Source organism: Rhizobium sp. 21-4511-3d, assembly GCF_053522545.1.
Genome location: NZ_JBNWCF010000009.1, coordinates 98,977 through 121,742, shown reverse-complemented (window position 1 = coordinate 121,742; position 22,766 = coordinate 98,977). Strand labels below are relative to the sequence as shown.

Here is a 22,766-nt window from a genome sequence, read left to right as displayed (position 1 = left end):
GCGAGGAAATTGGGAACGGATTTGCATGCACCGCTTGGCCAGAAGCGTAAATCTGGCCCGAGGAGGCCAGGCATCCTGCGCATCGGCCGGGTCGCCGCCAGCCTTTGCCTGATCGCCATCGGCGGCTTCTCGCTTTACACAGCAATGCGCGACGACGGCCTGCAGAAGCAGCCCGCACCGCCGGTCGCCGGTACAGGCTCTTCCGGCGTACCGACGGATACCGCCCAGACGCCCCCCGCACCAGACAAGCAGCCTGCCAGCGGCATGACACGCTCCGATCCGCATTCAGGCGCCAATGTCGAGACGATGGTGACGGGCGACGGCTCTGTCGTCACCAAATACAGTCCGCGCCCGCGCGACGGCAATGGTCCGGCGCTGGTCGACGCGACGCAGATCGGCCAGGATCCGCGCATGGCGGCGATGCCGAACGACAAGCTGCTGGAAGACTCTCCCTTCGGACGTCTGCCGATCGTCGGTCCTGATGGACGCCGCCCGATGGACCAGTACGCACGCCCGTGGTCCGGCGCCCGCGGCACCCGCATCGCCATCGTCGTCAGCGGCCTTGGCCTCAGCCAGACGGGCACGCAGCGCGCCATTAAGGAACTGCCGGAAGAGATCACCTTTGCCTTCGCCGCCAGCGGCAACAGCCTGCAGCGCTGGATGCAGGAGGCCCGCCGCGGCGGCCACGAAATCCTGATGCAGGTGCCGCTGGAGCCCTTCGATTATCCGGCAAACGATCCGGGCCCGGAAACGCTGCTGACCTCGAAACCGCTGGCCAAGAATATCGAGAACCTGCACAAGGCGATGGGCGAGATCACCAACTACACCGGCGTCATGAACTATCTCGGCGGCCGCTTCCTGTCGAACCCCGACGCTATGGAGCCGGTGATGCGCGATATCGGCAAGCGCGGGCTGCTCTTCCTCGACGACGGCTCCTCGGCACAGTCGAAGACCGAGGCTGTCGCCAAGGGCACCGAGCTGCCCTATGCCTTCGCCGACCTGCAGCTGGACAACCAGCTCGACGTCAACGCCATCATGCAGAAGCTCGACGAGCTGGAACGGATCGCCAAGCGCAACGGCCAGGCGATCGGCGTCGCCTCGGCCTTCGACGAGAGCATTGACGCCATCTCCAAGTGGAGCGAAGAAGCGGCCATGCGCGGCATCGAGATCGTCGGAGTCGCGGCGCTTGCCAACGACCCGCAAAAGCCCTGAGGACATGCAATGACCAAGGCGCCTGTAAAGGCTGAAGACCTGCCCTACCGCCCCTGCGTGGGCGTGATGATCTTGAACCGCGAAGGACTGGTTTGGGCCGGCCGCCGCATCCCGGTCGGCAATTCCGAATATGATGGCTCGCCGCAGCTTTGGCAGATGCCGCAGGGCGGCATCGACAAGGGCGAGGACCCGCTGGAGGCTGCCTATCGCGAGCTCTACGAAGAGACCGGTATGAAGACCGTGTCTCTGCTTGCCGAAGCGAAGGACTGGATCAACTACGACCTGCCGCCGCAGCTGATCGGCATCGGCCTGAAGGGCAAGTTCCGCGGCCAGACGCAACGCTGGTTCGCCTTCCGCTTCGAAGGCAACGAAAACGAGATCGCCATCAACCCGCCACCCGGCGACCACGAGCCCGAATTCGACGCCTGGGAATGGAAGCCGATGGCCGAGCTACCCGGCCTCATCGTGCCATTCAAGCGCGCCGTCTACGACCAGGTTGTCGCTGAGTTCTCGCATCTCGCCGGGCTGAAGGCGGCGGACTGAGACGGCAAGCGGATCGCCACGTTCAAGGTCGTCGATCACGCTCCGTGGGCAGGGTGATCACAGAGCCAGAGACCAAACTACCGGCGTAACCGCTGCCGTGTTGCCTCAGCGGTATGTCTCCATAAGAGACGCGGTCTACGACGGCGGCGGATGGGCACCCAAAGCAGGATATGAAAACGGCCGCTTTCGCGGCCGTTTTGTTTGATCTTAGTGACCTTCCGCCTCGTTGGCGGGATCGGCATTCAGCTGGCCATACTTGGCTTCGCCGATCTTCTCCAGCAGCTCGAGCTGCGTTTCCAGGAAGTCGATATGGCCTTCCTCGTCCATCAGCAGCTCTTCGAACAGCTTCATGGACACGTAGTCTCCGGCATCGTGACAGATATCGCGGGATTTCTTGTAAGCCGTGCGGGCGTCATATTCGCCGGCAAGATCGGCTTCCAGGACTTCCTTGACGTTCTGGCCGATGCGCAGTGGCGCCAGCGTCTGCAGGTTCGGATGGCCTTCAAGGAAGATGATGCGGGCGACGAGACGGTCGGCGTGGTGCATCTCTTCGATGGATTCAGCGCGTTCCTTCTTCGCAAGCTTGGTGTAGCCCCAATCTTCGAGAAGGCGGTAGTGGACCCAATACTGATTGACTGCACCGAGTTCGAGAAACAGCGCCTCGTTAAGCCGCTCGATGACTTTTTTGTCGCCTTTCAATGTCCGCTCTCCTGTTTTCCTCATGGAATTCTTTTAGGCGGGACATGAAATCAAATATTTCGGCTTCCGTCGAGTGGCGACGGGCATGATAGTCTTCAGTGGTCTGGATGATGATATCGACGACGTTGGGGAAGCAACCGCAGCAACGGCCGCGCTTCTCCATGGCATGATAGACCTTCGCAGGAACGATCAGCTGCCAACAGTCCTCATCGAGAAGGCTGTTGATAACCTCACGGATTTCCTTGTCGGTTATATAATTGCAGCTGCAAACCAGCACGTCATCATTCCAAACATGACATTCACTATCGTGTTTTCTGCTAAAGAAGATGGTGAGTGTCAAGAAAAAATCGAGATGAAAAAACATCACCAGATGCCCGGGCATGCTCACATCAAGGTGAGCACCCTGCACGGTAAAACCTATCGATCTGATCTTACTGCATTTTCGCGGGATCAATGGAAATTGCGCCCTCTCGGCATCACTTTCACGGTTTCTGCCACTTCCGTATCGCTCTTCTCTCCGGCCATGCGTTTCTCCAGACCTGCACGTTCCAGCGCCGTCATGATCTTCTTCTGCCGGTGATCGACCGTTGGCCGCATGGCTTCGTCCGAGCGGTCGCTCGCCCCGAACCGCCGCGCTTCCTGCTGGAGAATGCCCAGCGCCGGGGTCATGTCCTCGATATGCTCGACAACCGTGTGGATCACGCCGCTGTGGCTTTGCAGCTTGCCGCGGATTTTCACCAGCCGGGCGCCCATGACGATGGAGCGATATTTTTCGAACACCGCCGGCCAGACGATCGCATTGGCGACACCGGTTTCGTCTTCTAGGGTCATGAAGATGACACCCTTGGCCGAACCCGGCCGCTGCCGGACCAGGACAAGCCCGGCAATCGTCACCCGCCTGCCATTGGCGACCTGCAGCAGATCGACATTGCGGGTTATGCCGGCCCTGCGGAAGTCCTCACGCAGGAACGAGACAGGGTGCGCTTTCAGCGACAGCGAAAGATAGCGATAATCCTCGATCACCTGCTCACCGGGCAGCATTTCCGGCAGCTGCGTCTGCGGCTCGATCTGCAGGTCATCCTTACCCGCACATTCGAATAGCGGCAGCTTCTCGGCCGCACTCTGCACATCCAGAGCTCGCACAGCCCATAGAGCCTCGCGCCGGGAAAGCCCGATGGAGCCGAAGACATCGGCATCGGCCAGTCTTTCGATATCGGACTTCTTGAGGCCGGAGCGCAGCCAGAGATCGTGGATCGAGCGATAACCGCCTTCGCGCATGTCAACCAGTCGCCGCATGCTTTCTTCCGAGAGCCCCTTCACCTGCCGGAAACCGAGCCGAACAGCGCGCTTTGATTGGATGACATCGCGCATCCCGGCATGCCGGAAATCGACCTTGCTCTTATCGAAGGTCGCCTTCTCCAGCAGGCAGTCCCAATCCGAACTGTTGATATCGACCTCGCGGATCTCGACGCCATGCTCACGCGCGTCGCGCACCAGCTGCGCCGGCGCATAGAAACCCATGGGCTGCGAGTTCAGCATCGCCGCACAGAAAACGTCGGGATAATAGGCCTTCATCCAGGATGAGGCATAGACGAGCAGCGCGAAGGAAGCCGCGTGGCTTTCCGGAAAGCCATACTCGCCGAAACCCTTGATTTGATTGAAACACTGCTGGGCGAACTCGCGGTCATATTCCTTGGCGACCATCCCCTCGATAAAACGGCTTTCGAAATTTCCGATCGTGCCCGTTCGCTTGAAAGTCGCCATGGCGCGCCGCAGCTTGTCGGCCTCGGCCGGTTTGAAGCCTGCCGCCGTGATGGCGATCTGCATTGCCTGTTCCTGGAAGAGCGGAACGCCAAGTGTTCTCTCCAGCACGGATTCCAGTTCCGGGCTCGGGTAGTCGATCTTGGCGCCGCTTTTGAACTGTTCTCGCCGCTTCAGATAGGGATGCACCATGTTGCCCTGGATCGGGCCTGGGCGCACGATCGCCACCTCGATAACAAGATCATAGAACCGGTCGGGCCTGAGACGCGGCAGCATGCTCATCTGCGCCCGGCTTTCGATCTGGAAGACGCCAAGCGTATCGGCCCGGCACATCATCGCATAGACAGGCCGCCCCTCTTCGCCATGCTCCCTGTTGCCGAGATCGGCCAGCGTCTTGCGGACCCCATAGTGATCCTCGAGCAGCGCAAAAGCCTTGCGCAGACAGGTCAGCATACCGAGTGCGAGAACATCGACTTTCAGGATCCGGACATTATCCAGATCATCCTTGTCCCACTCGATCATGTAGCGGCCAGGCATCGCCGTCTTCATGATCGGCACGATTTCGTCGAGCCGGTCGCGGGTGATGACGAAGCCACCGACATGTTGCGTCAGGTGCCGCGGAAAGGAGAGGAGCTCGGACGCATATTGCAGCACGTTTCTCGTCATCGGATCGAACATGTCGAGACCCGCCGCCCGTGCCTCGCGCTCGGACAGGCTATCGTCCGACCATCCCCAGACCAGACTGCCGATCGCCGACTGAATATCTTCGGAAAGACCGAAGGCCTTGGCCACTTCGCGCCCCGCCGAGCGCGTCCGGTAGGTGGTCACCCCTGCCGTGAGGCCGGCATGATTGATGCCGTAGGTCTCGTAGATGAACTGGATGACTTCCTCGCGCCGGTCATGCTCAAAGTCGACATCGATATCCGGCGGCTCATCGCGGTCCATGGAAATGAACCGGTCGAAGAGCAAGGTACTTTTTGCAGGATCGACTTCGGTTATCTCAAGGCAATAGCAGATGACGGAGTTGGCTGCCGAGCCACGCCCTTGGCAGAGTATCTTCTTGTCGTAGCGCGCATGCTGGACGATCCGATGAACCGTCAGGAAATAGGATGCATAGTTTTTCTGCCTGACCAGATCGAGTTCATAGTCGATCTGATCCTGGATCTTCTTCGGAACTTCACCGGGATGATACCGCTTCACCGCACCGGCCCGCGTCAGCCGGTCGAGTGTCTCATAAGCCGTTTCGCCGGACGCGTTCTCCTCCGGATAGTTGTGACTGATCTCGTCCAGGGAGAATTTCAGCTGAGCAAAAAAATGGCCGGTATTCTCAATCGCCTCCGGGTAGTTCCTGAAGAGCCGCGCCATTTCCCGGCCTTCCTTGAGATAGCGTTCCGCATTCGGCGCCAGAAGAAAACCAGCCCGGGGGATCGATACATGCTCGCGTATGGACGTCACCACATCGGATAGCGGCCTGCGTGTTCTTGCGTGGTAGAGCGGCTGATTGGTCGCCATCAGCGGCACGCCGATGTCTGCCGCCATATTGGCAAAGGCCGCAAATGTCAGCGCATCGTGACCGTTGTAGGATGGGGTCAATGCCAAAAAGAGATTGGAACGGAAGCGGTCCTTGAGGCGGCGGAGACAATCCAGGAAGACGCCACGCCGATCGCTATCCTTGATGAGCTTGGGATCGGGCACGACAGCAAGCATAATGTCATCGCCCCATTCCATGAGATCCGCTTCCTCCAGAAGACAGGTCCCCTTTACCGCACCCTCCTTCAGATTTCCGGCACTCAGCAATCGGCAGAGATGACCCCAGCCCTTTCGGTCTTTCGGATAAGCCAGAATCTCAGGCGTCTGATCGCAGAAGACGAGCCGCGCTCCCGGCTGAAACGGCACGGGATCCAGTATCTCTTCTTCCTCCTCTCCCTTTTCCAACCGGCCCGCCAGCTTTCGCTCATACTTGCCGCGGAGGACCTTCGTCTGGGCATAGGCGCGCACGACGCCGGCCACGGAATTTCTGTCGGCGATCCCGATGCCGGAGAGACCGAGAAGGGCCGCCTGGGTGACGATCTCCTCAGGCTTGGAGGCACCCTCCAGAAAGGAGAAGTTGGTTTTCGCTCCTATCTCGAAGAAGGCCGGGTTCATGCGAAAATTCCATGCATGAACCATTGCGGGGTATCCGGCCCATAGTGACCTTCGCGATAGATCCAGAAACGATAGCCCTGCTCGTCCTCGACGCTGAAATAGTCGCGCTCCTTGGCGCCGACGCCATCGATCCACCACTCCATGGCGATCCGCTCCGGCCCTTCGCTCTTCAGGACACGGTGACGGATGCGTCGCCAGCGGAAATGTGCCGGCGCGCCATCCGGAACCTCGGCGGCAAACGCTTCCATCAATTCAGGCGCCGGAAGCAGGCGAGCAGGCCGCTCGCTCTTTGCCGTGGGTGGCGTTACCTCCACCGGCGCTCTGTCGAGGACTTGAATGGCCGGAACGGCAAAGGTTGCCCGCTCCGGGATATGGCTTTCGCGCAATTCAAAACGGGTCAGGCATTCCTCGCCGAGACGGGCCGATACCTTATCGACGAAGACGGCAAGCGAGACCTGTGATTGCCTGCCCCCTTCAAAATCGTCCTGAATATTATGGAAGTTCTCATGCCGGAGAACATTGATCCGCAGGATTTCGAAACCGTATCCCGCATCGATATCCTCATGGATTGCTGTCAGGCGTTCGGAAAACAGACCGGCAATACGCTGCGGATCCCGCAAAGGCCGGGACGCCCCGGCCGCAATTCGAAAGACGCATCCATCCACCCGGAACAGGACCAGCTCGAAGACCCGGCCTCCGACGCCCTGGGTTTCAAAGGAGGGCTTCAGACAATGCGCGACCTGGCTGGCAAGAGAAATGATCTCTTCTTCGGCGGTAATGGGATCAACAAGCCGGCGCTCGGCCGACAGGCTGGCGACCGGCAGACGGGGAGAGACCGGTTCTTCATCGTGTCCCAATGCCTGATCGAGCCGCAAAAGAACACTGCCGCCAAAGCGGCGGGTGAGCGGCGCGCGCGGCGCCTGCATGAGATCGCCGACATAGCGCAGGCCGAGCTTTTGCAATGCCTCTATGACAGATACATCCAGCCGCAGCGCCGTGACCGGCAGGGGCTCGAGAACCGCTTCCGCCTCGTCCTCCGCAATCACACCGCCTTCGCCGAAACGGCTGACGGCCCAGGATAGTCCCGGTGACGAGGAAATCGCGCCGCGGATATCGAAGCCCATGCCGGCAAGGCGCGACAGGATATCCTTCAGCATCGCCCGCTCGCCACCGAAGAGATGCGAGCAGCCGGTTATGTCGAGGAAGAGCCCGTCCTTGCCGTCGAGAGCGACCAGAGGCGTATAGCGGTCACACCAGTCGGCGACGGCCTCGAGCAGGCGTTTGTCGGCTGGCGCATCTTCTTCCACGACATCGATGATCGGGTGGATGGCGCGGGCTTCGGCGACGCCGAGACCCTTCTTGAGGCCGAGTTTCTCCGCCTTCTCGTCCAGCGCCGTCAGCCGCATCGTATTGTCGGAGCGACCAGAGCAGACGATCGGAGCCGCCTCAGGACGCCCTTTCGAACGCCACGAGAGGCCCCACCGCTTTCGGGCGATCCTGTCGGTCGAAAGATGTGGGAAGTACAGCGCCAGAATGCGCTGCCCGCTGCTCTGGAAAGCGAGTAACGGCTGGTTGGTCGACATGGAGAAACTGGCGGTCATGGGGATTCCACTCCAGGAAGAGGGAGAGGGGGGCCGGATTGCGGCTCTTCTCCAGGGTGAGATGAAAGACCGGATTGCCGATGCTACCGCCCAGCATCGAACCATCCGGCAGGGGCCGCTCCCGCGCAGGCGCGGGCCCGGCAAGAAAACGGAAATGTGCGCTACTTGCCTCCTCCTCTCCTGATTGCCGCAGCAGCAGCAGGGAGCGACCAGCCGATTTCGCCCGCAGGTGAAAGCGCCGGCTCTCGGCAAGGCCGAAGGATTTCGGATTGCCGCGGATTTCCAGGATCGTCGTCACGAAGGCGCCGCTTTCCAGCGCCGCTTCCGCAAGCCAGAGCGCATCCTCCAGTTTTCTGGGGCTCGCATGCAGGAAAAGCTCCGGCCGCAATCCGAAATCCTTCAGCCCGACGGCATAGGGCACCCCTGCCTCGATCGTGCCGACCTTGTCAGCGATCCAGAGGACGGGATTTTTTTCCTCGGCCCGATGCTGCAAAGCTGCAGCGATCGCCAGCGCAAATCCGCTGCTGCTGCCAGCATCGAGAAACATCTTCGTGCGGATTTCTGTCAGTGCATCGAGCGGCAATCCACCTTCGAGCGCCTCGTCCAGCTCCGGAATGCCAAAGGAAAACCGTGGTGTCTCGTCCCTCTTTCGCGGTGCATTTCCCTTACCCAGCGCCTCCTGTTCGGCTGCCGCAAGCGCCGGCACCGGTTTTCCTTCAAGCTTTGCAATGGTTTCGCGGAGCCCAAAAAGCCGCTCGCGCGTCACGGCCGTCTGTGCCATGACGTTCACTCCAGATCAGAATTGTTCCTGTTATGTTCTTATGGATTCCAGAGCTTGCCGGAAGAGTCAACAGCCGTTTGTTGTGAATTTATTCCTGCCATTGATTCCACACTCGAAAATCCTTCACAAAGGTTCTATATGGGCGGCAGAGAAAGGGGTTTTTGATGGCCCGCATAGACCAGAGCGAGGATTGGCGCGATCGCCATGCTCCGACGCTCAGCACATTTGAATCCCTGGCGATGGAGGCCTACAGCCACCTGCCGGATGAATTCCGTTCGCTTACCGCCAATCTGACGATCGAGATCGAAGATTTCCCGGATGACGACGTTTTCGAGGACATGGCGCTGGAAACGCCCTTCGACCTGCTCGGCCTTTTCGAGGGCAGGGGCATTTCGGAACGGTTCACGATGGAAACCGGCGAACTGCCGAACCGCATTCGCCTCTATCGCCGCCCGATCCTGGATTACTGGGCCGAGAACGACGAAACGCTCGGCGATATCATCACCCATGTCCTCATCCACGAAATCGGCCATCATTTCGGCCTCAGCGATGACGACATGGAGCGTATCGAGGCGAGCGCCGAAGAGGCGGCCGATCGGTAAATCTTACTGCTCGGAGAGCTTCATATCCGGGTGGTAGTCCTTGCCTTCGACGTCCTTGACGATCGCCTGGGCGGCAATGACCTGCTTGGTCTCGGCATTGAAGGTGACCGAGGGAGAGCCCTGCAGCGACCAGCCCTTGTTGAGGGCATCGGTTACGCGGTGGCAGAATGCGGCATCGTCCTGGCCGGTCAGAAGGCGGTAGAGCTTCATGTCATGATTTCCGTTCAGCAATGAGGCGGGATTTATGAACCAGACTTTCCGCCTGGACAAGATGCAGGCGCTCGATCATCCGGCCGTTTGAATTGATGACGTTGAGACCTTCAGTCGCAGGATCGGCAAAGGCAGCGATAATCTCTTCGGCCTCGCGAATGGCAGCGTCGTCAGGCCCGAAATGCCGGTTTGCACTTTCGATCTGCGCCGGATGGATCAGCATCTTGCCATCGAAACCCATGGCGCGGGCATGGGTGCATTCCGCCTCGAAGCCATCCACATCCCTGAAATCGTTGAAGACGCTGTCGATCGCATCGAGCCCATAGGCCCTGACGGCCAGGATCACCTGCATTAGCCACGGCACCAGATAAGTGCGCCCCGGCTGCGGCAGAACGCCGGTTTCCTTGCGCAGGTCGTTCAAGCCCACGACGAAGCAATCGAGCCTCGACCCGGCTGTCCGCCCGAACTCGGCGATCGCCGCCGAATTCAGGATGCCGCGCGGCGTCTCGATCATCGCCCAGATCCGCAGCGTTTCCGCGGCATCGGCATCGCCAAGCATGTCGCTGATCGCCATCACATCCTGCGGCTCGTCCACCTTTGGCAGCAGCACCGCATCCGGCTCGAGAGCCCGCACCAGTTCCATATCGGCAAGGCCGAAACCGGAGGATAGGGCATTGATGCGGATGATCCTCTCCTTGCCCGCAAGCGCCGGGCCGGCGAAGAACGCCTTCAGGTTTGCCCGCGCCTCATCCTTCTTCTCCGGCGCGACGGAATCCTCCAGATCGAAGATGACGGCATCGCAATCAAGCACATAGGTCTTTTCCAGTGCGCGGGCATTGATGGCGGGAACGCTGAGCACCGAACGGTGCAGGCTCAGGGAACGGGCAGGGGAATTTCGGCTCATCACGAATGTGTGCCAAGCTTTGTGAAGGCTGACAAGACAACAAAAAGCCATGCTTGCCTTGCACAGAGGGAAATCAAGGACCACATTCCTTTCGAAGAGAGGTCTAGAATTATGCAGAATATCCGTTCCATCTTCCTCATGCTGGCAGGCGTCACCGTGTTTGTGGCTCTTGCGCTGTTTACCTTCTCGGTCACGCTCGCCGTCGGCGGCATCCTGACCGTGCTGATGGTTGGCCGCGCCCTGTCGCTGAAGATGAAACCGGCTCCGGTGCGCGCCAAGGCCCAGACGCAGCAGCGCGAAATGCGCATCTGGAACGACGGCCGCGGCACCATCATCGATCTCTGATCGCACCGGCTTCCAAGCCTTCGCGAAAAATTCTTTATGGAGCTGTCGGCTCCCGCTCTACCTTCACGTCCTTGAGGCGGACGGCCCCGATGCCGGACCTTCAAAATCAGGAGACGGAGGAAGAACATGAGCACGATGGAAACCGCACCCGCCAAGATGCCGCCGGTCAAGAATGGCCTGCTGCCCTATCTGACAGTCGACGGTGCGCTTAAGGCCGCAGAATTCTACAAGAAGGCATTCGCCGCCGAAGAGGCATATGTCGTGCCGGCCGACGAAAAGGGCCGGACGATGCATGTGCATCTCTATATCAACGGCAGCTCGCTGATGCTGTCGGATGCCTATCCGGAATACGGCCATCCCTTCAAGGGTCACGAAGGCTTTGCGATCCAGCTCGTCATCGACGACATCGATGCCTGGTGGAACCGCGCAGTGGCCGCCGGCGCCGAAGTCGTCATGCCGATCGAGCTGATGTTCTGGGGCGATCGCTACGGCCAGCTGCGAGACCCCTTCGGCGTCGTCTGGGGCCTGAACGAAGCATCCAAATAGCCGCCTATGCAAAGTGGTCAGGCTGCGCGAAACGCCGCGCAGCTGCCATTCTGGAAAGATTCTCCTTCATTTCGGCGGGAAACTGGACTAGATGCTGATCAACGAAAGTACATCCGCTGAATTTGGAGCCTAGGTCATGGATAAATTCGTGAAGCTCACCGGCGTTGCCGCGCCCCTGCCCGTCGTCAACGTCGACACGGACATGATCATTCCGAAGGACTATCTGAAGACCATCAAGCGCACCGGCCTTGGCAAGGGTCTCTTCGCCGAAGCCCGCTACAATGAAGACGGTTCCGAGAACGCCGATTTCGTGCTGAACAAGCCGGCCTACCGCGACGCCAAGATCCTCGTCGCCGGCGACAATTTCGGCTGCGGCTCTTCGCGCGAGCATGCCCCGTGGGCACTGCTCGATTTCGGCATCCGCTGCGTGATCTCCACCAGCTTCGCCGACATCTTCTACAACAACTGCTTCAAGAACGGCATCCTGCCGATCAAGGTCAGCCAGGAAGATCTCGACAAGCTGATGGACGACGCTTCGCGCGGCTCCAACGCCATCCTCACCGTCGACCTCGAAAACCTTGAGATCACCGGCCCGGACGGTGGCTCGATCAAGTTCGACCTCGACGCCTTCAAGCGCCACTGCCTGCTGAACGGCCTGGACGACATCGGTCTCACGATGGAAAAGGGCACGGCGATCGACAGCTTCGAAAAGAAGAATTCCGCTTCGCGCCCCTGGGCTGCCTGAGTTATCAGAACATCTGACGAAAAAGCCGGGCAATGCCCGGCTTTTTTATTTACCCCCTCAGAAAAACCGTTCCTGCCACGCCTTGAGCTTGCCGAGCGACACCCCGATGCCGCCGCAGACTTCAATGAGCGGGTTTTCGAAGCGTGACAGCAGGTCGGCATGCACATCGGAAACGGCAAGCGCCGCGCCGCAGGCGGGCTCGACGAGAATGCGGTGGGCATCGGCAAATTTCAGGCAGGCAGCCACCGCTTCCGCGTCGGTCACCGTCACGCTTTCGATCGGATGGTGATTGGGCAGGTCGAAGACATGCTGCGCAACCTGCCGGGCACCAAGCGAATTGGCGATCGAGGTGATGCCGGGCAGCGTGATACGCTCCTTCGCCTTCAGTGCCTCATGGAAGGAGGCCGCACCTTCGGTTTCGACGGCAATCACCGGCACATCGCCAAGGCCATTGCGCTTCAGCCCGGCGACGATACCGGCCAACAGACCGCCGCCGCCGACGCTGGCGATCACGCAGTCGAAACGGGTGCCGCTCGCTACGACCTCATCGATCAGTGTTCCATGCCCTTCCCAGAGCAGCGGATGATCAAAAGGATGCACATAGGCGGCCTTGCGCGCTTCCGAGAGCTTGATCGCATAGGCATTGGCCTCATCGAAGACCGAGCCGTGCACCAGAACAGAGGCGCCGGTTGCCTCGATCGACTGGCGAACTTCAGCAGAGGTCGTCTCCGGCACGACGATCGTGACGGGAACGCCGAGCGCCCGGCCCGCAAAAGCCGCCGCAATCCCGGCATTGCCGCCGGAAGCGCAGAAGATTTCCTTCGCGCCATTCTCCACCTCATGCTGGCACAGCCGGCTGACGCCGCGCATCTTGAAGCTGCCTGAAGGCTGCAGCGCGTCGAGCTTCAATAAGAGCGGCTTGCCGCTGGCGCTATAATCGGCAGCGCTGCGCAGGAGAGGGGTGTTGAGATGCAATGGAGACGGGGACATTCTGAATTCCATTTCTTGAAACGTGACCGTCTTCTTGGCGCGGAGACGGGCAGGGGTCAACAGTCCAGAACAGATCGATAGCGCGGCAAACCGTACCGATTCGGCCTCTCTCTTGCTTGAAATGCCGTTTTCCGGGGTCTAAGAAGCCGCAGCTTGTTTTTCCGCGGAGGGTTTCATGACAGCGCGCAATCTTTTCCTGCTGCCGGGCGACGGCATCGGCCCCGAGGCCATGGGCGAGGTCCGCAAGATCATCGCTTACATGAACGATGCAATGAAGGCCGGTTTCGTGACCGACAAAGGTCTCGTCGGCGGCTCGGCCTATGATGCCCACGGCCAGGCGATTTCCGAAGCCGACATGGAGAAGGCGCTTGCCGCCGATGCGGTTCTGTTCGGCGCCGTCGGCGGCCCGAAGTGGGATAGCGTTCCCTATGAAGTGCGTCCGGAAGCTGGCCTCCTGCGCCTGCGCAAGGACCTGCAGCTCTTCGCAAACCTGCGCCCGGCAATCTGCTATCCGGCGCTCGCTTCCGCTTCCTCGCTGAAGCCGGAACTGGTCGAAGGCCTCGACATCCTCATCATCCGCGAGCTCACCGGCGGCGTCTATTTCGGCGAGCCGAAGGAGATCATCGATCTCGGCAACGGCCAGAAGCGCGGCATCGATACGCAGGTCTACGACACCTACGAAATCGAGCGCATCGCCGGCGTTGCCTTCGAGATGGCCCGCACCCGCCAGAACCGCGTCTGCTCCATGGAAAAGCGCAACGTCATGAAGTCGGGCGTGCTCTGGAACCAGGTGGTGACGGCGACGCACAAGGAAAAATACGCCGACGTTCAACTCGAGCACATGCTGGCCGACGCCGGCGGCATGCAGCTCGTCCGTGCACCGAAGCAGTTCGACGTTATCGTCACCGACAACCTGTTCGGCGACATGCTCTCCGACGTCGCAGCCATGCTGACCGGTTCGCTCGGCATGCTGCCGTCTGCTTCGCTCGGCGCGCCCGATGGCAAGACCGGCAAGCGCAAGGCGCTTTACGAGCCCGTTCACGGTTCGGCTCCTGACATCGCCGGCAAGGGCATTGCCAACCCGATCGCCATGATCGCCTCCTTCGCCATGTGCCTGCGTTATTCCTTCAACATGGTCACCGAAGCCGACAACCTCGAGAAGGCAATTGCCAACGTTCTCGACAAGGGCATCCGCACCGGCGACATCATGGGCGAAGGCTGCAAGCAGGTCGGCACCGTCGAAATGGGCGATGCCATCCTCGCGGAATTCAAGGCGCTCTCTGCCTGATATTTCACGTGAAACGCTTTTCAGGCCCTTCGCGCATCCGCGCGGAGGGCTTTTCCATTGAAGCGGCAGGCCTTGCCCCCTATGTCCCCTGTGCAACCGATGAAGGGACAGAATGAGCGACCCTGCCGCGCCGAAACCAAGCTGCCGGACCTATCTCAGAAAGCGCTACGAGGCGCGGCGTACGATCCATCGCAAGGTTCCGTGGAAGGGCTTCACGCTTTTTGCCGTCAATGCCGTTGCCATCGCCCTCTTCGTCTTCGACCGGCCGCTCGGCCAGGCGGTCAAAAGCCTGCCGCCGCCGCTGGTCTCGATTGCCGGTGACGTGACCGATATCGGCAGGCTCGCCTGGATCCTTGCCGGCCTCGCGACCATTCTGCTCACCGGCTATGTCGTCCGCCGCCGCCTCTGGAAAGTGAGGCGCAGATTCCGGATGACCTATTTGGGCCAGATGGCCGCCTATGTCGGCTTCTCCGTTATCCTTGCGAGCGCCATCGCCAATCCGCTGAAGTTCCTGATCGGCCGCGCCCGGCCGCTGCTCTACGAGCAGGAGGGCATATTCAGCTTCACGCCGTTCAGCTGGGATTTCCTGCACCAGAGCTTTCCTTCGGGACATTCCGCCAATATCGGCGCACTCTTCATGTCGCTGGCCTTGCTCTTCCCGCGCTTCCGGCTTGTCTTCATCGGCATCGGTCTCTGGCTCGGCGCCACCCGTGTCATCATCGGCGTCCACTACCCGAGCGATGTCGCCGCCGGACTGGCGCTTGGAGCCTGGCTCGCCTTTGCGCTCTCCATCGCCTTCGCCCGTTTCGGCTTTGTCTTCTCGGTCGGGCGCGAGGGCTGGCCGATACCGCGGCTCAGCCGCCTTCTTTAAAGGCATCCGTAAAAAAACTGTCGCCGCCGGATGCTAGCGTCGATCCGTTCTTGAGATTGATTTTCGAACGGATCGGATTTGATGCAGGCGATACTTTCCTCGCTCGACAGGCGCTGGCGCCGGAGCACCTGTCGCATGCCGCAATTGCGGTGGCAGACCTGCCTTTTCATCACCTGTAACGCAGTTCTGTTGTCGATGCTGCTTCTCGACGGTCCTGTCGGCGCCGGACAGGTGCCACCGGTCATCCGACGCCTCGGCCGCATCCTCACCGATTTCGGCACGTCCGGATGGATCATCATCGTCAGCGCCTTTCTGTTCTTCGAAGGTCTTGCAGCACTGCGCATCGTCAAATCGCTGCGCACCCGCATCCAGGCGCTGCAGATGTGCTGGATCGGCGCCTATTTGCTGATCTCGATCGCCCTGTCGGGCATCCTTGCCAATATTCTGAAGCGCGCCATCGGCCGCGCCAGGCCGCAGCATTTCGATGACTACGGGATCTTCTCATTCTCGCCCTTTTCGGGCCACGCCGCTTTCGAAAGCTTCCCGTCAGGACATGCGACGACCATCGGCGCTTTCTTCGCGGCGCTGTCGCTTCTCTTCCCGCGCTACCGCGTCGTCTTCCTTGCCTGCGCCCTCTGGCTCGGCATGACCCGCGTCATGGTCAGCGCGCACTACCCGAGCGATGTGATTGCCGGCCTGGCGCTCGGCGGCTGGTTCTCGCTGATGATCGCCATCGTCTTTTCGCGCTACGGCATCCTTTTCAGGGTGACGGATGGCTGGCCGGTGCCAAAACGCATGCTGCGGGCATAGAAAAACCCGGCGCCTTGAGAGCGCCGGGTCTGCTTTCGTCACTACGCCAAATCTTTAATCAGCGTGGATATCGCGGTTCTTGGTTTCCGGCAGGAACAGCAGGCCGATGACCAGCGTGATGCCTGCGAAGACGATCGGATACCAGAGGCCGTAGTAGATATCGCCGGCGGCGGCACTCATCGCGAAAGCCGTTGCCGGAAGCAGGCCGCCGAACCAGCCGTTGCCGATATGGTAAGGCAGCGACATGCCGGTGTAGCGGATACGGGTCGGGAAGAGCTCGACTAGCAGTGCTGCGATCGGGCCATAGACCATCGTCACGTAGAGCACGAGAACGAAGAGGACGGCGATCGTGCCGACCCAGTTCACGCGCGCCGGATCGGCAACCATGGCGAAGCTGCCGCCACCGGCGACCGTATAGACCGCCATGTCGGTCACGCCGTTGGCTTCTTCCGCCGTCAGCAGCTTGCCGGCAATCAGCTTGTCGGCCGGCATCGTTTCCTTCTCGCCACCGCGGATCGTCTCGGCATTGAGATTGAGTTCCGGATTGGCAGCGATGAAGGCATCGAGCTTGGAATCCGGAACCTTGGCAGCGCCGCGGTTCAGCGGATAGCCGGCATCGTGAAGCGCAATGTTGGTGCTCTTCTCGAAGGCGGCCGTCATGCCCTTGGCCTTGTCGCCGGCAGCGATGACGTCGAAGCTCGGAATGGTCGCTTCGCCGATCTTGACGGTTGCCGGTTGTCCTGCCGGGCCGGGCACGACGTCATAAGGTACCGAGTTCTTCGTCAGGAACGCCGTCGCCACGTCGCAAGAGCTGGTGAACTTCGATGTACCGGTCGGGTTGAACTGGAACTTGCAGTCTGCCGGGTCGGCGGTCACCGTTGCGCGGATCGCAGCCTGTGCCTCATAGAGGGCCGGATTGGCCATATAGGTCATTGCCTTGAACAGCGGCTGGTAGGTGATGGCGGCAATCAGCAGGCCCGCCATGATGATCGGCTTGCGGCCGATCTTGTCGGAGAGCGAACCGAAGATCACGAAGAACGGCGTTGCGAGAATAAGCGCGATCGCGACCATGATATTGGCCGACTGCAGATCCACCTTGAGAACGTTCTGCAGGAAGAACAGCGCATAGAACTGGCCGCCGTACCAGACGACTGCCTGACCCATCGTCGCACCGAGCAGCGCGATGATGGCGATCTTGGCATTCTTCCAGGTACCGAAGGCTTCCGTCAGCGGCGCCTTCGAGCCCTTGCCCTCTGCCTTCATCTTCTGGAAGGCCGGAGATTCGTTCATCTTGAGGCGAATCCAGACCGAAACGCCGAGAAGCAGGACGGAAACCAGGAACGGAATGCGCCAGCCCCAGGCAGCGAATGCGGTCGAGCCGAGCATCTGCTGGACGGAGATGATGACGATCAGCGACAGGAAGAGGCCAAGCGTTGCCGTCGTCTGGATCCATGAGGTGAAATAGCCGCGCCGGCCATTCGGCGCATGCTCGGCAACATAGGTCGCCGCACCGCCATACTCGCCGCCGAGCGCCAAGCCCTGCAGCAGGCGCAGCACGATCAGGATGATCGGAGCCGCAATGCCGATGGTCGCCGCACCCGGAAGGACGCCGACGAGGAAGGTCGAGAAGCCCATGATCAGGATCGTGACCAGGAATGTGTACTTGCGGCCGACGAGATCGCCGAGACGACCGAACACCAGGGCGCCGAACGGGCGTACAAGGAAGCCTGCCGCAAAGGCAAGAAGCGTAAAGATGTTACGCGTCGCTTCCGGATACTGGGTGAAATAGGTCGCGCCGATATAGGTGGCGAGCGAACCGTAAAGATAGAAATCGTACCATTCGAAAACGGTGCCGAGCGACGAGGCGAAGATGACCTTCTTCTCCTCGCCGGTCATCGGACCGGCCTTCGCGCCTTCGGCGCTTGCGACATTTGCCATTGTCTGTCCTCCACAGAGTGATGAGCAGCAAGGCGCGTCCCAAACTCTCCTCAAAGTATGCCCCTGGACGCGGCTCGCCTGTGAAGAGTGTGGCAGAAAAGGATTCGGATAAAGAGAGCGGCTTTGGGATTATGACTTTAGTCTAATGCGTTTGCACAGATTGTCGCAGCCCGCGAACGTCTCAGGCGCGCAAGGCCTGCGCCGGAGACTGCCGGTAGGCAAGAACGGCGGGCAAGGCCGCAAGCAATGCTCCGAAGCCGAGCAACAGAAGCGCAAGAATCATATCCTGACGCGCAAAGCCGACCGGCACCGTGATACCGCTGCTTGTACTGAAAAGGCCGGACAGCATCAGCGCGGCGCCATAACCCAAGCCAAACCCGCCAGCGATGCCGATAGCGATCAGCGCGAAGAACTCGCCCCAGACGATCCCGAAGATGGCATGCCGCGGCGCGCCGAAAGCCCGGAGAGCCCCGATCTGGCGCCGCCGCTGGCCGATATGGATGACCGTCACCAGAATAAGCGACGCCGCAACCAGTCCCTGGGCGCCGGAAGCGACGGCAACGAGAATACGCTTCGCATCGCCGAGCGTCGCATAAAGGTTCGTCAGGACTTCGCCCGGGAAGACGGCGACGGTGCTGCCATTACGGTAATCCTGCCGCAGCTTGTAGGCGTCCGCGATCGTCTTCGGCTTCACCATGATCGCGGGAACGGCGGGTGTTTCCGCAGACCAATCAGCATCAAGGTCATGATCTGACTCCGGCTCATGATCGTGATCGTGTCCATCATGACCAGCCTCGTCATGCTCCGTTTCGCCATGCGCCTCCAGCCCATGGATATGCCATACAGCCTGGATCGGAACGAGGATGGCGCGATCCCAGGCCGTTCCCGTTGCTTTCATTCGACCGGTCACGCGATAGACGATTTCGGTATGCGTGTGGCCGCCGGTTTGGGAGGTGCCATGCATCGGCTTGATCTCGGACCCAAGCGGCAGCGCGACAGCCGCGCCGACCACCGCCTCGGTTTCGGCAGCAAAACCCTGACCTTCGCTGAACCCGCCCGACAGATCCGCAGGCAGCGCAGTGCTCGTGCCGACGACCGGATAGCCGGAAAAGGAATCGCCGAAACCAACGGGCGACAGCCAGGCGACTCGCGGGTCCGCCGCAAGCTTGGCAAGCACCTCGCCGGACATCAACGGCAACGGCGAAGGCTGCAGGAAAATGGAGGACAGCACCAGCTGAGTCTCACTGCCGCCTGCGCCGATGACGAGGTCGAACTTGTCAGCCGCGCGCGCACTGCCGAGGCGAAGCGCGCGCTCCTGCAGGATGACGCTGACACCAAGCCCCGTTGCCAACGCGACGAGCAGCACGACGACGAGCGAACCGGCCCAGAGGCGCCGGAGGTCGGCCAGAATGAAACGGATCATGCCGCAGCCTCGTTCATCACGGAATCGTCGGCGATCTGTCCCGAGCGCAGCAGGATACGGCGATCCATCCTGTCCGAAAGGCGCGTGTCATGCGAGATGACCACCAACGTGCTGCCTGCGGCGATCGTAAGATCGAGCAGCAGATCGCCGATAATGTGCCCGGTTTCGGAATCGAGGCTCGCCGTCGGCTCGTCGGCCACGATGACACCGGGCTTGCGCAGCAGGGCGCGCGCGATCGCCACACGCTGCATCTCGCCGCGCGACATCGTCTCGATTTTCTGATCGGGTCGCGACAGGCCGGTGCGCGCCAGCAATTCGTGAGCCCGGGCGATGAACGCTCCATCGGCGACGCCCGACAACCGCGCCGGCAGGAGAACATTCTCGACTGCTGAAATCCCAGGAAAGAGATGAAAGTCCTGCATGATCAAACCGATATTCGCGGCCCTGAAACGGTCGCGGCGGCTCTCGGAGAGGCGGCAGATATCCTCGCCATTCCAGCGGACGGATCCGCTTCCGGCGCGCTCGAGCCCGGTGACGATATTGACGAAGGTGCTCTTGCCGGAGCCCGAGGCACCGGTAATCGCTACCCGGCTTCCGGCCGCAAGAGACAACCGTCCGATCTCAAGCGCAGGCGCGCTCAAGCCCGGAAAAACCACGGACAGATCGTTGATCTCGAGAGCCAGCATCAGGCGATCGAATACTCGGCCTGCCGCAGGCGCAACAGGCTCACAAACCCGGTTTCCGGATCTTTCCAGGAACCGTATTCCAGCACACCCTGCACTTCGATCGTCTGGCTCGGCTGCACAAATGTCTGCTTCTCGTCGAGATAGACGACGACGATATTGTCGGGCCAGTCCGCGTCGGATGAGCAGAACGGGCAGAGCGACATCGGAATTTCGGTCAGCACGAAGAACGCAGCCTCGGCCTTCAGCGGCGGCGCCATGAAGCCGCGCATCGAAATCTCCTGGCCTGCCAGCGTCTTGACCTTGTTCGAGAATTCCAGGCCGAGCACACCGAATTTGCCATAAAGCTCGTCGAAGCTGAGCGCTGTATCCGCCGCGCGCGACATCGACGCCGCAAAGGGCAGTAGGCCGGCAGCGACCATGAATGCGCGCCGGTTGAGAAGCGGGGCCAAAGGCTTTTTCATGCCGATCTCCATCAAATGGGTTCCCGGCCGTGACAGCCGGGAATGTGATTGGCAAAGAGAGGGGACGGTGTCCCCCGATGGATCAGTTGGTTTGCTTCGCGCCGAGCGCGAAGGCATCGGCCAGCACGCGATAGACGTCGCTCTGTTCCATATAGCCCTTGAAGCCTTCGGCGCCGGGGCCGGTTGCCTGCAGCACCAAGTCGTCGACGGTGTGAGCGCCGGAAGCCTGGCTCTTCGGCAGGTTGCCCTGAACGAAGACGGCACCGGGGACATCCTTGTAGGCTTCGTTCGCGACGAAATCCTTCTTCTCGTTCTGAACCGCCGGAGTGAACGGATTGTCGAGCTTCGGACGGAAAGTTTCGTAGTGATCCGGATAGTTCGATACGAACATCGCGAGACGTTTGGAAACGTCGATATTGTCAGGATAGCCGTCATTGTTTGCGTCGACATAGTTGGTAAAGCCGCGACCAGCGACCTTCTCGCGCATGTCGGTGCCTTCAACGGTGTCGTCGACCGTGCCGACGATGGTAATGCCGTGCGTATGGTCGCCGGTGACGACGATCATCGTATCCGGGTTGCTGGCAGCAAACTCCTTGGCAACGCCGATTGCCTTGTCGAACTCGATCGTGTCGACGACAGCGCGCTCGTTGTCGAGCGGATGGGTCATCTTGTCGATATTCGCGGCTTCGACGACCAGAAAGAAACCTTCCTGGTTCTTCGACAGCGTATCGAGAGCGACCTTGGTCATCTCGACGAGACCCGGCTGTGCCGGGAACTTGCCGACAGTGCCCTTCTTCAGGAATTCACGGTCCAGCGTCGTATCCATGTTGCCGGTGTGGAACAGGCCGAGGATCTTGCCGTCGTTGGCGCCGGCAGCTGCCGACAGTTCCGTCTTGTCGGTCGCAAGCTTGTAGCCGGCGTCCTGGAACATCTTGACATAGTCCTTGTCGTCCTTGCGCTTCGAGCCCGCGGTTGCCTGCGGCAGGAAGTAGGCCGAGCCACCACCGAGAACGACATCCGGCTTCACGTCGAACAGCATGCCGGTGATTTCGGCCTTGTCGTCGCGGCGGCGGGTATGGGAGACGACGGCAGCCGGCGTGGCGTCCTGGAGCTCCGAAGTGGTGATGATGCCGATCGACTTGGCGGTCTGGCGGCGCAGGGCTTCGCCGAGCGTTTCGACGCGCGGATCGTCGAGCGTATCGGGCGTACGGTCGGCATAAACGCCGAGCGAGTTGATGGCGCCCTTATGGCCGCTCATGTAGGCCGACATCGTGTTGGCGCTGTCCGTCGTGATCGAATCCGTCGCCGAGGTGCCAATGAAGGCCATACGGTCGAGATCGTCCATGTTCAGGCGGCCATTGGCCTTACCTTCGGTCATGCCCTTGGACATGATGCGGGCAGCAGTGCGATGCGCAACGGAAAGACCGTCGCCGATCAGGAAGATAACGTTCTTGGCCTTCGGCGCGGTGCCGGTGCCGTAGACGTTCCAGGTGACCGACTTCTTCTCGTCACCGGCCGAAACCTCGACCTTGTACTCGCCGGGCGCGGCGATCGTCAGGCCGCGCAGGATGATGGCGGAACCGAGCGCCTTGTCTTCCTTACCCTTTTCCAGTTCTACAAACTTGGCCTCGCCCCCGAGAACCGTCTTGTAGTCCTGACCATTGACCGTGATCTTGATGTCTTCAGCCTTGACCTGCTTGCCGAGCTCGACCTTGAAATCGAACGGCGAGCCGGCGAGAATCGTCGCACGGTCAAGCGGATAGACGGTGGCCGCCTGTGCGGCACCGGCAAGAATCGTCGTGGCCGCCAGAGCGGCAAAAATCATACGCATGGAAAACCCCCGTTTTCGTTGCAGTCAATAAACAACGGGCCGGGGATAGCCGCCGGGGATGACATGTCGATGACATCGCTATGACAATCTGCCGCAGCCGCCGGGAGGCCGTTGGGCCAGCGCAAAAACCTTGACTCCTGTGGAAAACCTTTTAAGAGCAACGGCGGAAAAGGAATTATCCATGGTTCGCCGCGAACACGCCATTGCTGCATGCAATGACCGGGCACTGAGTGCCGGGATGGATATTGCCGTTCCGGTTTCTTCCAAAACCAAGGCCAAAACGACGACGAAAACCGTCTGACGTCTCTGGCCTGCCGCTCTCTCCCCGGCCCGGCTGGGGACAGGAAGCCGCGAGGATTTCGCGCCTTCCCCCC

The 22,766-nt window shown here is 60.7% G+C and carries 22 protein-coding genes and 1 pseudogene; 10 read left to right on the top strand and 13 right to left on the bottom strand.

The genetic code is table 11. The annotated features are described in order from the left end of the window. The first annotated feature begins 9 nt into the window (after window positions 1-9). Together ACQZ5H_RS20195 and ACQZ5H_RS20190 are read left to right on the top strand one after the other, a co-directional pair. Window positions 10-1,212, top strand: coding sequence for a divergent polysaccharide deacetylase family protein (locus tag ACQZ5H_RS20195; protein ID WP_449098869.1), 1,203 nt, complete (start codon window positions 10-12; stop codon window positions 1,210-1,212). Window positions 1,213-1,221: 9 nt separating this feature from the next. Beyond that, window positions 1,222-1,755 (top strand): RNA pyrophosphohydrolase, encoded by a 534-nt coding sequence (locus ACQZ5H_RS20190; protein WP_449098868.1) that lies wholly within the window; start codon window positions 1,222-1,224, stop codon window positions 1,753-1,755. Between the two features lie 207 nt (window positions 1,756-1,962). On the opposite strand, the gene bfr is transcribed toward ACQZ5H_RS20190, so the two are convergent. The 5 genes from bfr to ACQZ5H_RS20165 all read right to left on the bottom strand — a co-directional run bounded on the left by bfr (window position 1,963) and on the right by ACQZ5H_RS20165 (window position 8,742). Beyond that, a complete protein-coding gene (gene bfr / locus ACQZ5H_RS20185) occupies window positions 1,963-2,454 on the bottom strand; it encodes a bacterioferritin (protein ID WP_130283029.1) in 492 nt (163 codons plus the stop codon). After that, the gene (locus ACQZ5H_RS20180; RefSeq protein WP_449098867.1) at window positions 2,420-2,836 is read right to left on the bottom strand and encodes a (2Fe-2S)-binding protein; all 417 of its coding nucleotides are present in this window, start codon (window positions 2,834-2,836) and stop codon (window positions 2,420-2,422) included. Before ACQZ5H_RS20180 ends, bfr begins: the two co-directional genes overlap by 35 nt. Before the next feature lie 68 nt (window positions 2,837-2,904). Continuing rightward, the gene (locus tag ACQZ5H_RS20175) at window positions 2,905-6,360 is read right to left on the bottom strand and encodes an error-prone DNA polymerase (RefSeq protein WP_449098866.1); all 3,456 of its coding nucleotides are present in this window, start codon (window positions 6,358-6,360) and stop codon (window positions 2,905-2,907) included. Then, window positions 6,357-7,766 carry a Y-family DNA polymerase gene (locus tag ACQZ5H_RS20170; protein WP_449098972.1) on the bottom strand — a complete coding sequence of 470 codons (1,410 nt, stop codon included), beginning with the start codon at window positions 7,764-7,766 and terminating at the stop codon, window positions 6,357-6,359. Before ACQZ5H_RS20170 ends, ACQZ5H_RS20175 begins: the two co-directional genes overlap by 4 nt. 40 nt (window positions 7,767-7,806) lie before the next feature. Further along, window positions 7,807-8,742 (bottom strand): ImuA family protein, encoded by a 936-nt coding sequence (locus ACQZ5H_RS20165; protein ID WP_449098865.1) that lies wholly within the window; start codon window positions 8,740-8,742, stop codon window positions 7,807-7,809. Between the two features lie 164 nt (window positions 8,743-8,906). On the opposite strand from ACQZ5H_RS20165, the gene ACQZ5H_RS20160 reads away from it, so the two are divergent. Beyond that, window positions 8,907-9,344 (top strand): metallopeptidase family protein, encoded by a 438-nt coding sequence (locus ACQZ5H_RS20160; RefSeq protein ID WP_112718129.1) that lies wholly within the window; start codon window positions 8,907-8,909, stop codon window positions 9,342-9,344. Between the two features lie 3 nt (window positions 9,345-9,347). Here ACQZ5H_RS20160 and ACQZ5H_RS20155 read toward each other — a convergent pair whose 3' ends face one another. Further along, window positions 9,348-9,554 (bottom strand): DUF1737 domain-containing protein, encoded by a 207-nt coding sequence (locus tag ACQZ5H_RS20155; RefSeq protein ID WP_112517868.1) that lies wholly within the window; start codon window positions 9,552-9,554, stop codon window positions 9,348-9,350. A gap of 1 nt (window position 9,555) precedes the next feature. Beyond that, window positions 9,556-10,458 carry an HpcH/HpaI aldolase/citrate lyase family protein gene (locus tag ACQZ5H_RS20150; RefSeq protein ID WP_449098864.1) on the bottom strand — a complete coding sequence of 301 codons (903 nt, stop codon included), beginning with the start codon at window positions 10,456-10,458 and terminating at the stop codon, window positions 9,556-9,558. 111 nt (window positions 10,459-10,569) lie between these two features. On the opposite strand from ACQZ5H_RS20150, the gene ACQZ5H_RS20145 reads away from it, so the two are divergent. The 3 genes from ACQZ5H_RS20145 (at window position 10,570) to leuD (ending at window position 12,094) form a co-directional block, all read left to right on the top strand. Further along, window positions 10,570-10,803: a hypothetical protein gene (locus ACQZ5H_RS20145; protein WP_112718125.1), complete on the top strand. Its 234-nt coding sequence runs from the start codon at window positions 10,570-10,572 to the stop codon at window positions 10,801-10,803. 126 nt (window positions 10,804-10,929) lie between these two features. Next, window positions 10,930-11,349 carry a VOC family protein gene (locus tag ACQZ5H_RS20140; RefSeq protein WP_449098863.1) on the top strand — a complete coding sequence of 140 codons (420 nt, stop codon included), beginning with the start codon at window positions 10,930-10,932 and terminating at the stop codon, window positions 11,347-11,349. A 136-nt stretch (window positions 11,350-11,485) separates the two neighbouring features. Next, a complete protein-coding gene (gene leuD / locus ACQZ5H_RS20135) occupies window positions 11,486-12,094 on the top strand; it encodes a 3-isopropylmalate dehydratase small subunit (RefSeq protein ID WP_449098862.1) in 609 nt (202 codons plus the stop codon). Window positions 12,095-12,151: 57 nt separating this feature from the next. Here the strand turns inward: leuD and ACQZ5H_RS20130 are convergent, their stop codons facing one another. Beyond that, window positions 12,152-13,084: a pyridoxal-phosphate dependent enzyme gene (locus ACQZ5H_RS20130; RefSeq protein ID WP_449098861.1), complete on the bottom strand. Its 933-nt coding sequence runs from the start codon at window positions 13,082-13,084 to the stop codon at window positions 12,152-12,154. A gap of 175 nt (window positions 13,085-13,259) precedes the next feature. On the opposite strand from ACQZ5H_RS20130, the gene leuB reads away from it, so the two are divergent. The 3 genes from leuB (at window position 13,260) to lpxE (ending at window position 16,053) form a co-directional block, all read left to right on the top strand. Continuing rightward, the gene (gene leuB / locus ACQZ5H_RS20125) at window positions 13,260-14,372 is read left to right on the top strand and encodes a 3-isopropylmalate dehydrogenase (RefSeq protein ID WP_449098860.1); all 1,113 of its coding nucleotides are present in this window, start codon (window positions 13,260-13,262) and stop codon (window positions 14,370-14,372) included. Between the two features lie 112 nt (window positions 14,373-14,484). After that, window positions 14,485-15,243, top strand: a complete 759-nt coding sequence (locus ACQZ5H_RS20120; protein WP_449098859.1) for a phosphatase PAP2 family protein — start codon at window positions 14,485-14,487, stop codon at window positions 15,241-15,243. An 81-nt stretch (window positions 15,244-15,324) separates the two neighbouring features. Further along, the gene (gene lpxE / locus ACQZ5H_RS20115; RefSeq protein ID WP_449098858.1) at window positions 15,325-16,053 is read left to right on the top strand and encodes a lipid A 1-phosphatase LpxE; all 729 of its coding nucleotides are present in this window, start codon (window positions 15,325-15,327) and stop codon (window positions 16,051-16,053) included. 54 nt (window positions 16,054-16,107) lie between these two features. On the opposite strand, the gene ACQZ5H_RS20110 is transcribed toward lpxE, so the two are convergent. The 5 genes from ACQZ5H_RS20110 to ACQZ5H_RS20090 form a co-directional block, all read right to left on the bottom strand. Continuing rightward, a complete protein-coding gene (locus ACQZ5H_RS20110; RefSeq protein ID WP_449098857.1) occupies window positions 16,108-17,991 on the bottom strand; it encodes an MFS transporter in 1,884 nt (627 codons plus the stop codon). Between the two features lie 181 nt (window positions 17,992-18,172). Continuing rightward, entirely contained in the window at window positions 18,173-19,414 is a 1,242-nt protein-coding gene (locus ACQZ5H_RS20105; protein WP_449098856.1) for an FtsX-like permease family protein, read from the bottom strand. Then, window positions 19,411-20,100, bottom strand: coding sequence for an ABC transporter ATP-binding protein (locus ACQZ5H_RS20100; protein ID WP_449098855.1), 690 nt, complete (start codon window positions 20,098-20,100; stop codon window positions 19,411-19,413). Before ACQZ5H_RS20100 ends, ACQZ5H_RS20105 begins: the two co-directional genes overlap by 4 nt. Further along, a complete protein-coding gene (locus ACQZ5H_RS20095; RefSeq protein ID WP_449098854.1) occupies window positions 20,100-20,561 on the bottom strand; it encodes a hypothetical protein in 462 nt (153 codons plus the stop codon). Before ACQZ5H_RS20095 ends, ACQZ5H_RS20100 begins: the two co-directional genes overlap by 1 nt. Before the next feature lie 82 nt (window positions 20,562-20,643). After that, a complete protein-coding gene (locus ACQZ5H_RS20090) occupies window positions 20,644-22,392 on the bottom strand; it encodes an alkaline phosphatase (protein WP_449098853.1) in 1,749 nt (582 codons plus the stop codon). 111 nt (window positions 22,393-22,503) lie between these two features. Between ACQZ5H_RS20090 and ACQZ5H_RS20085 the strand changes: the two are divergent. Next, a pseudogene (locus ACQZ5H_RS20085) lies at window positions 22,504-22,693 on the top strand (hypothetical protein). Window positions 22,694-22,766 lie beyond the last annotated feature (73 nt).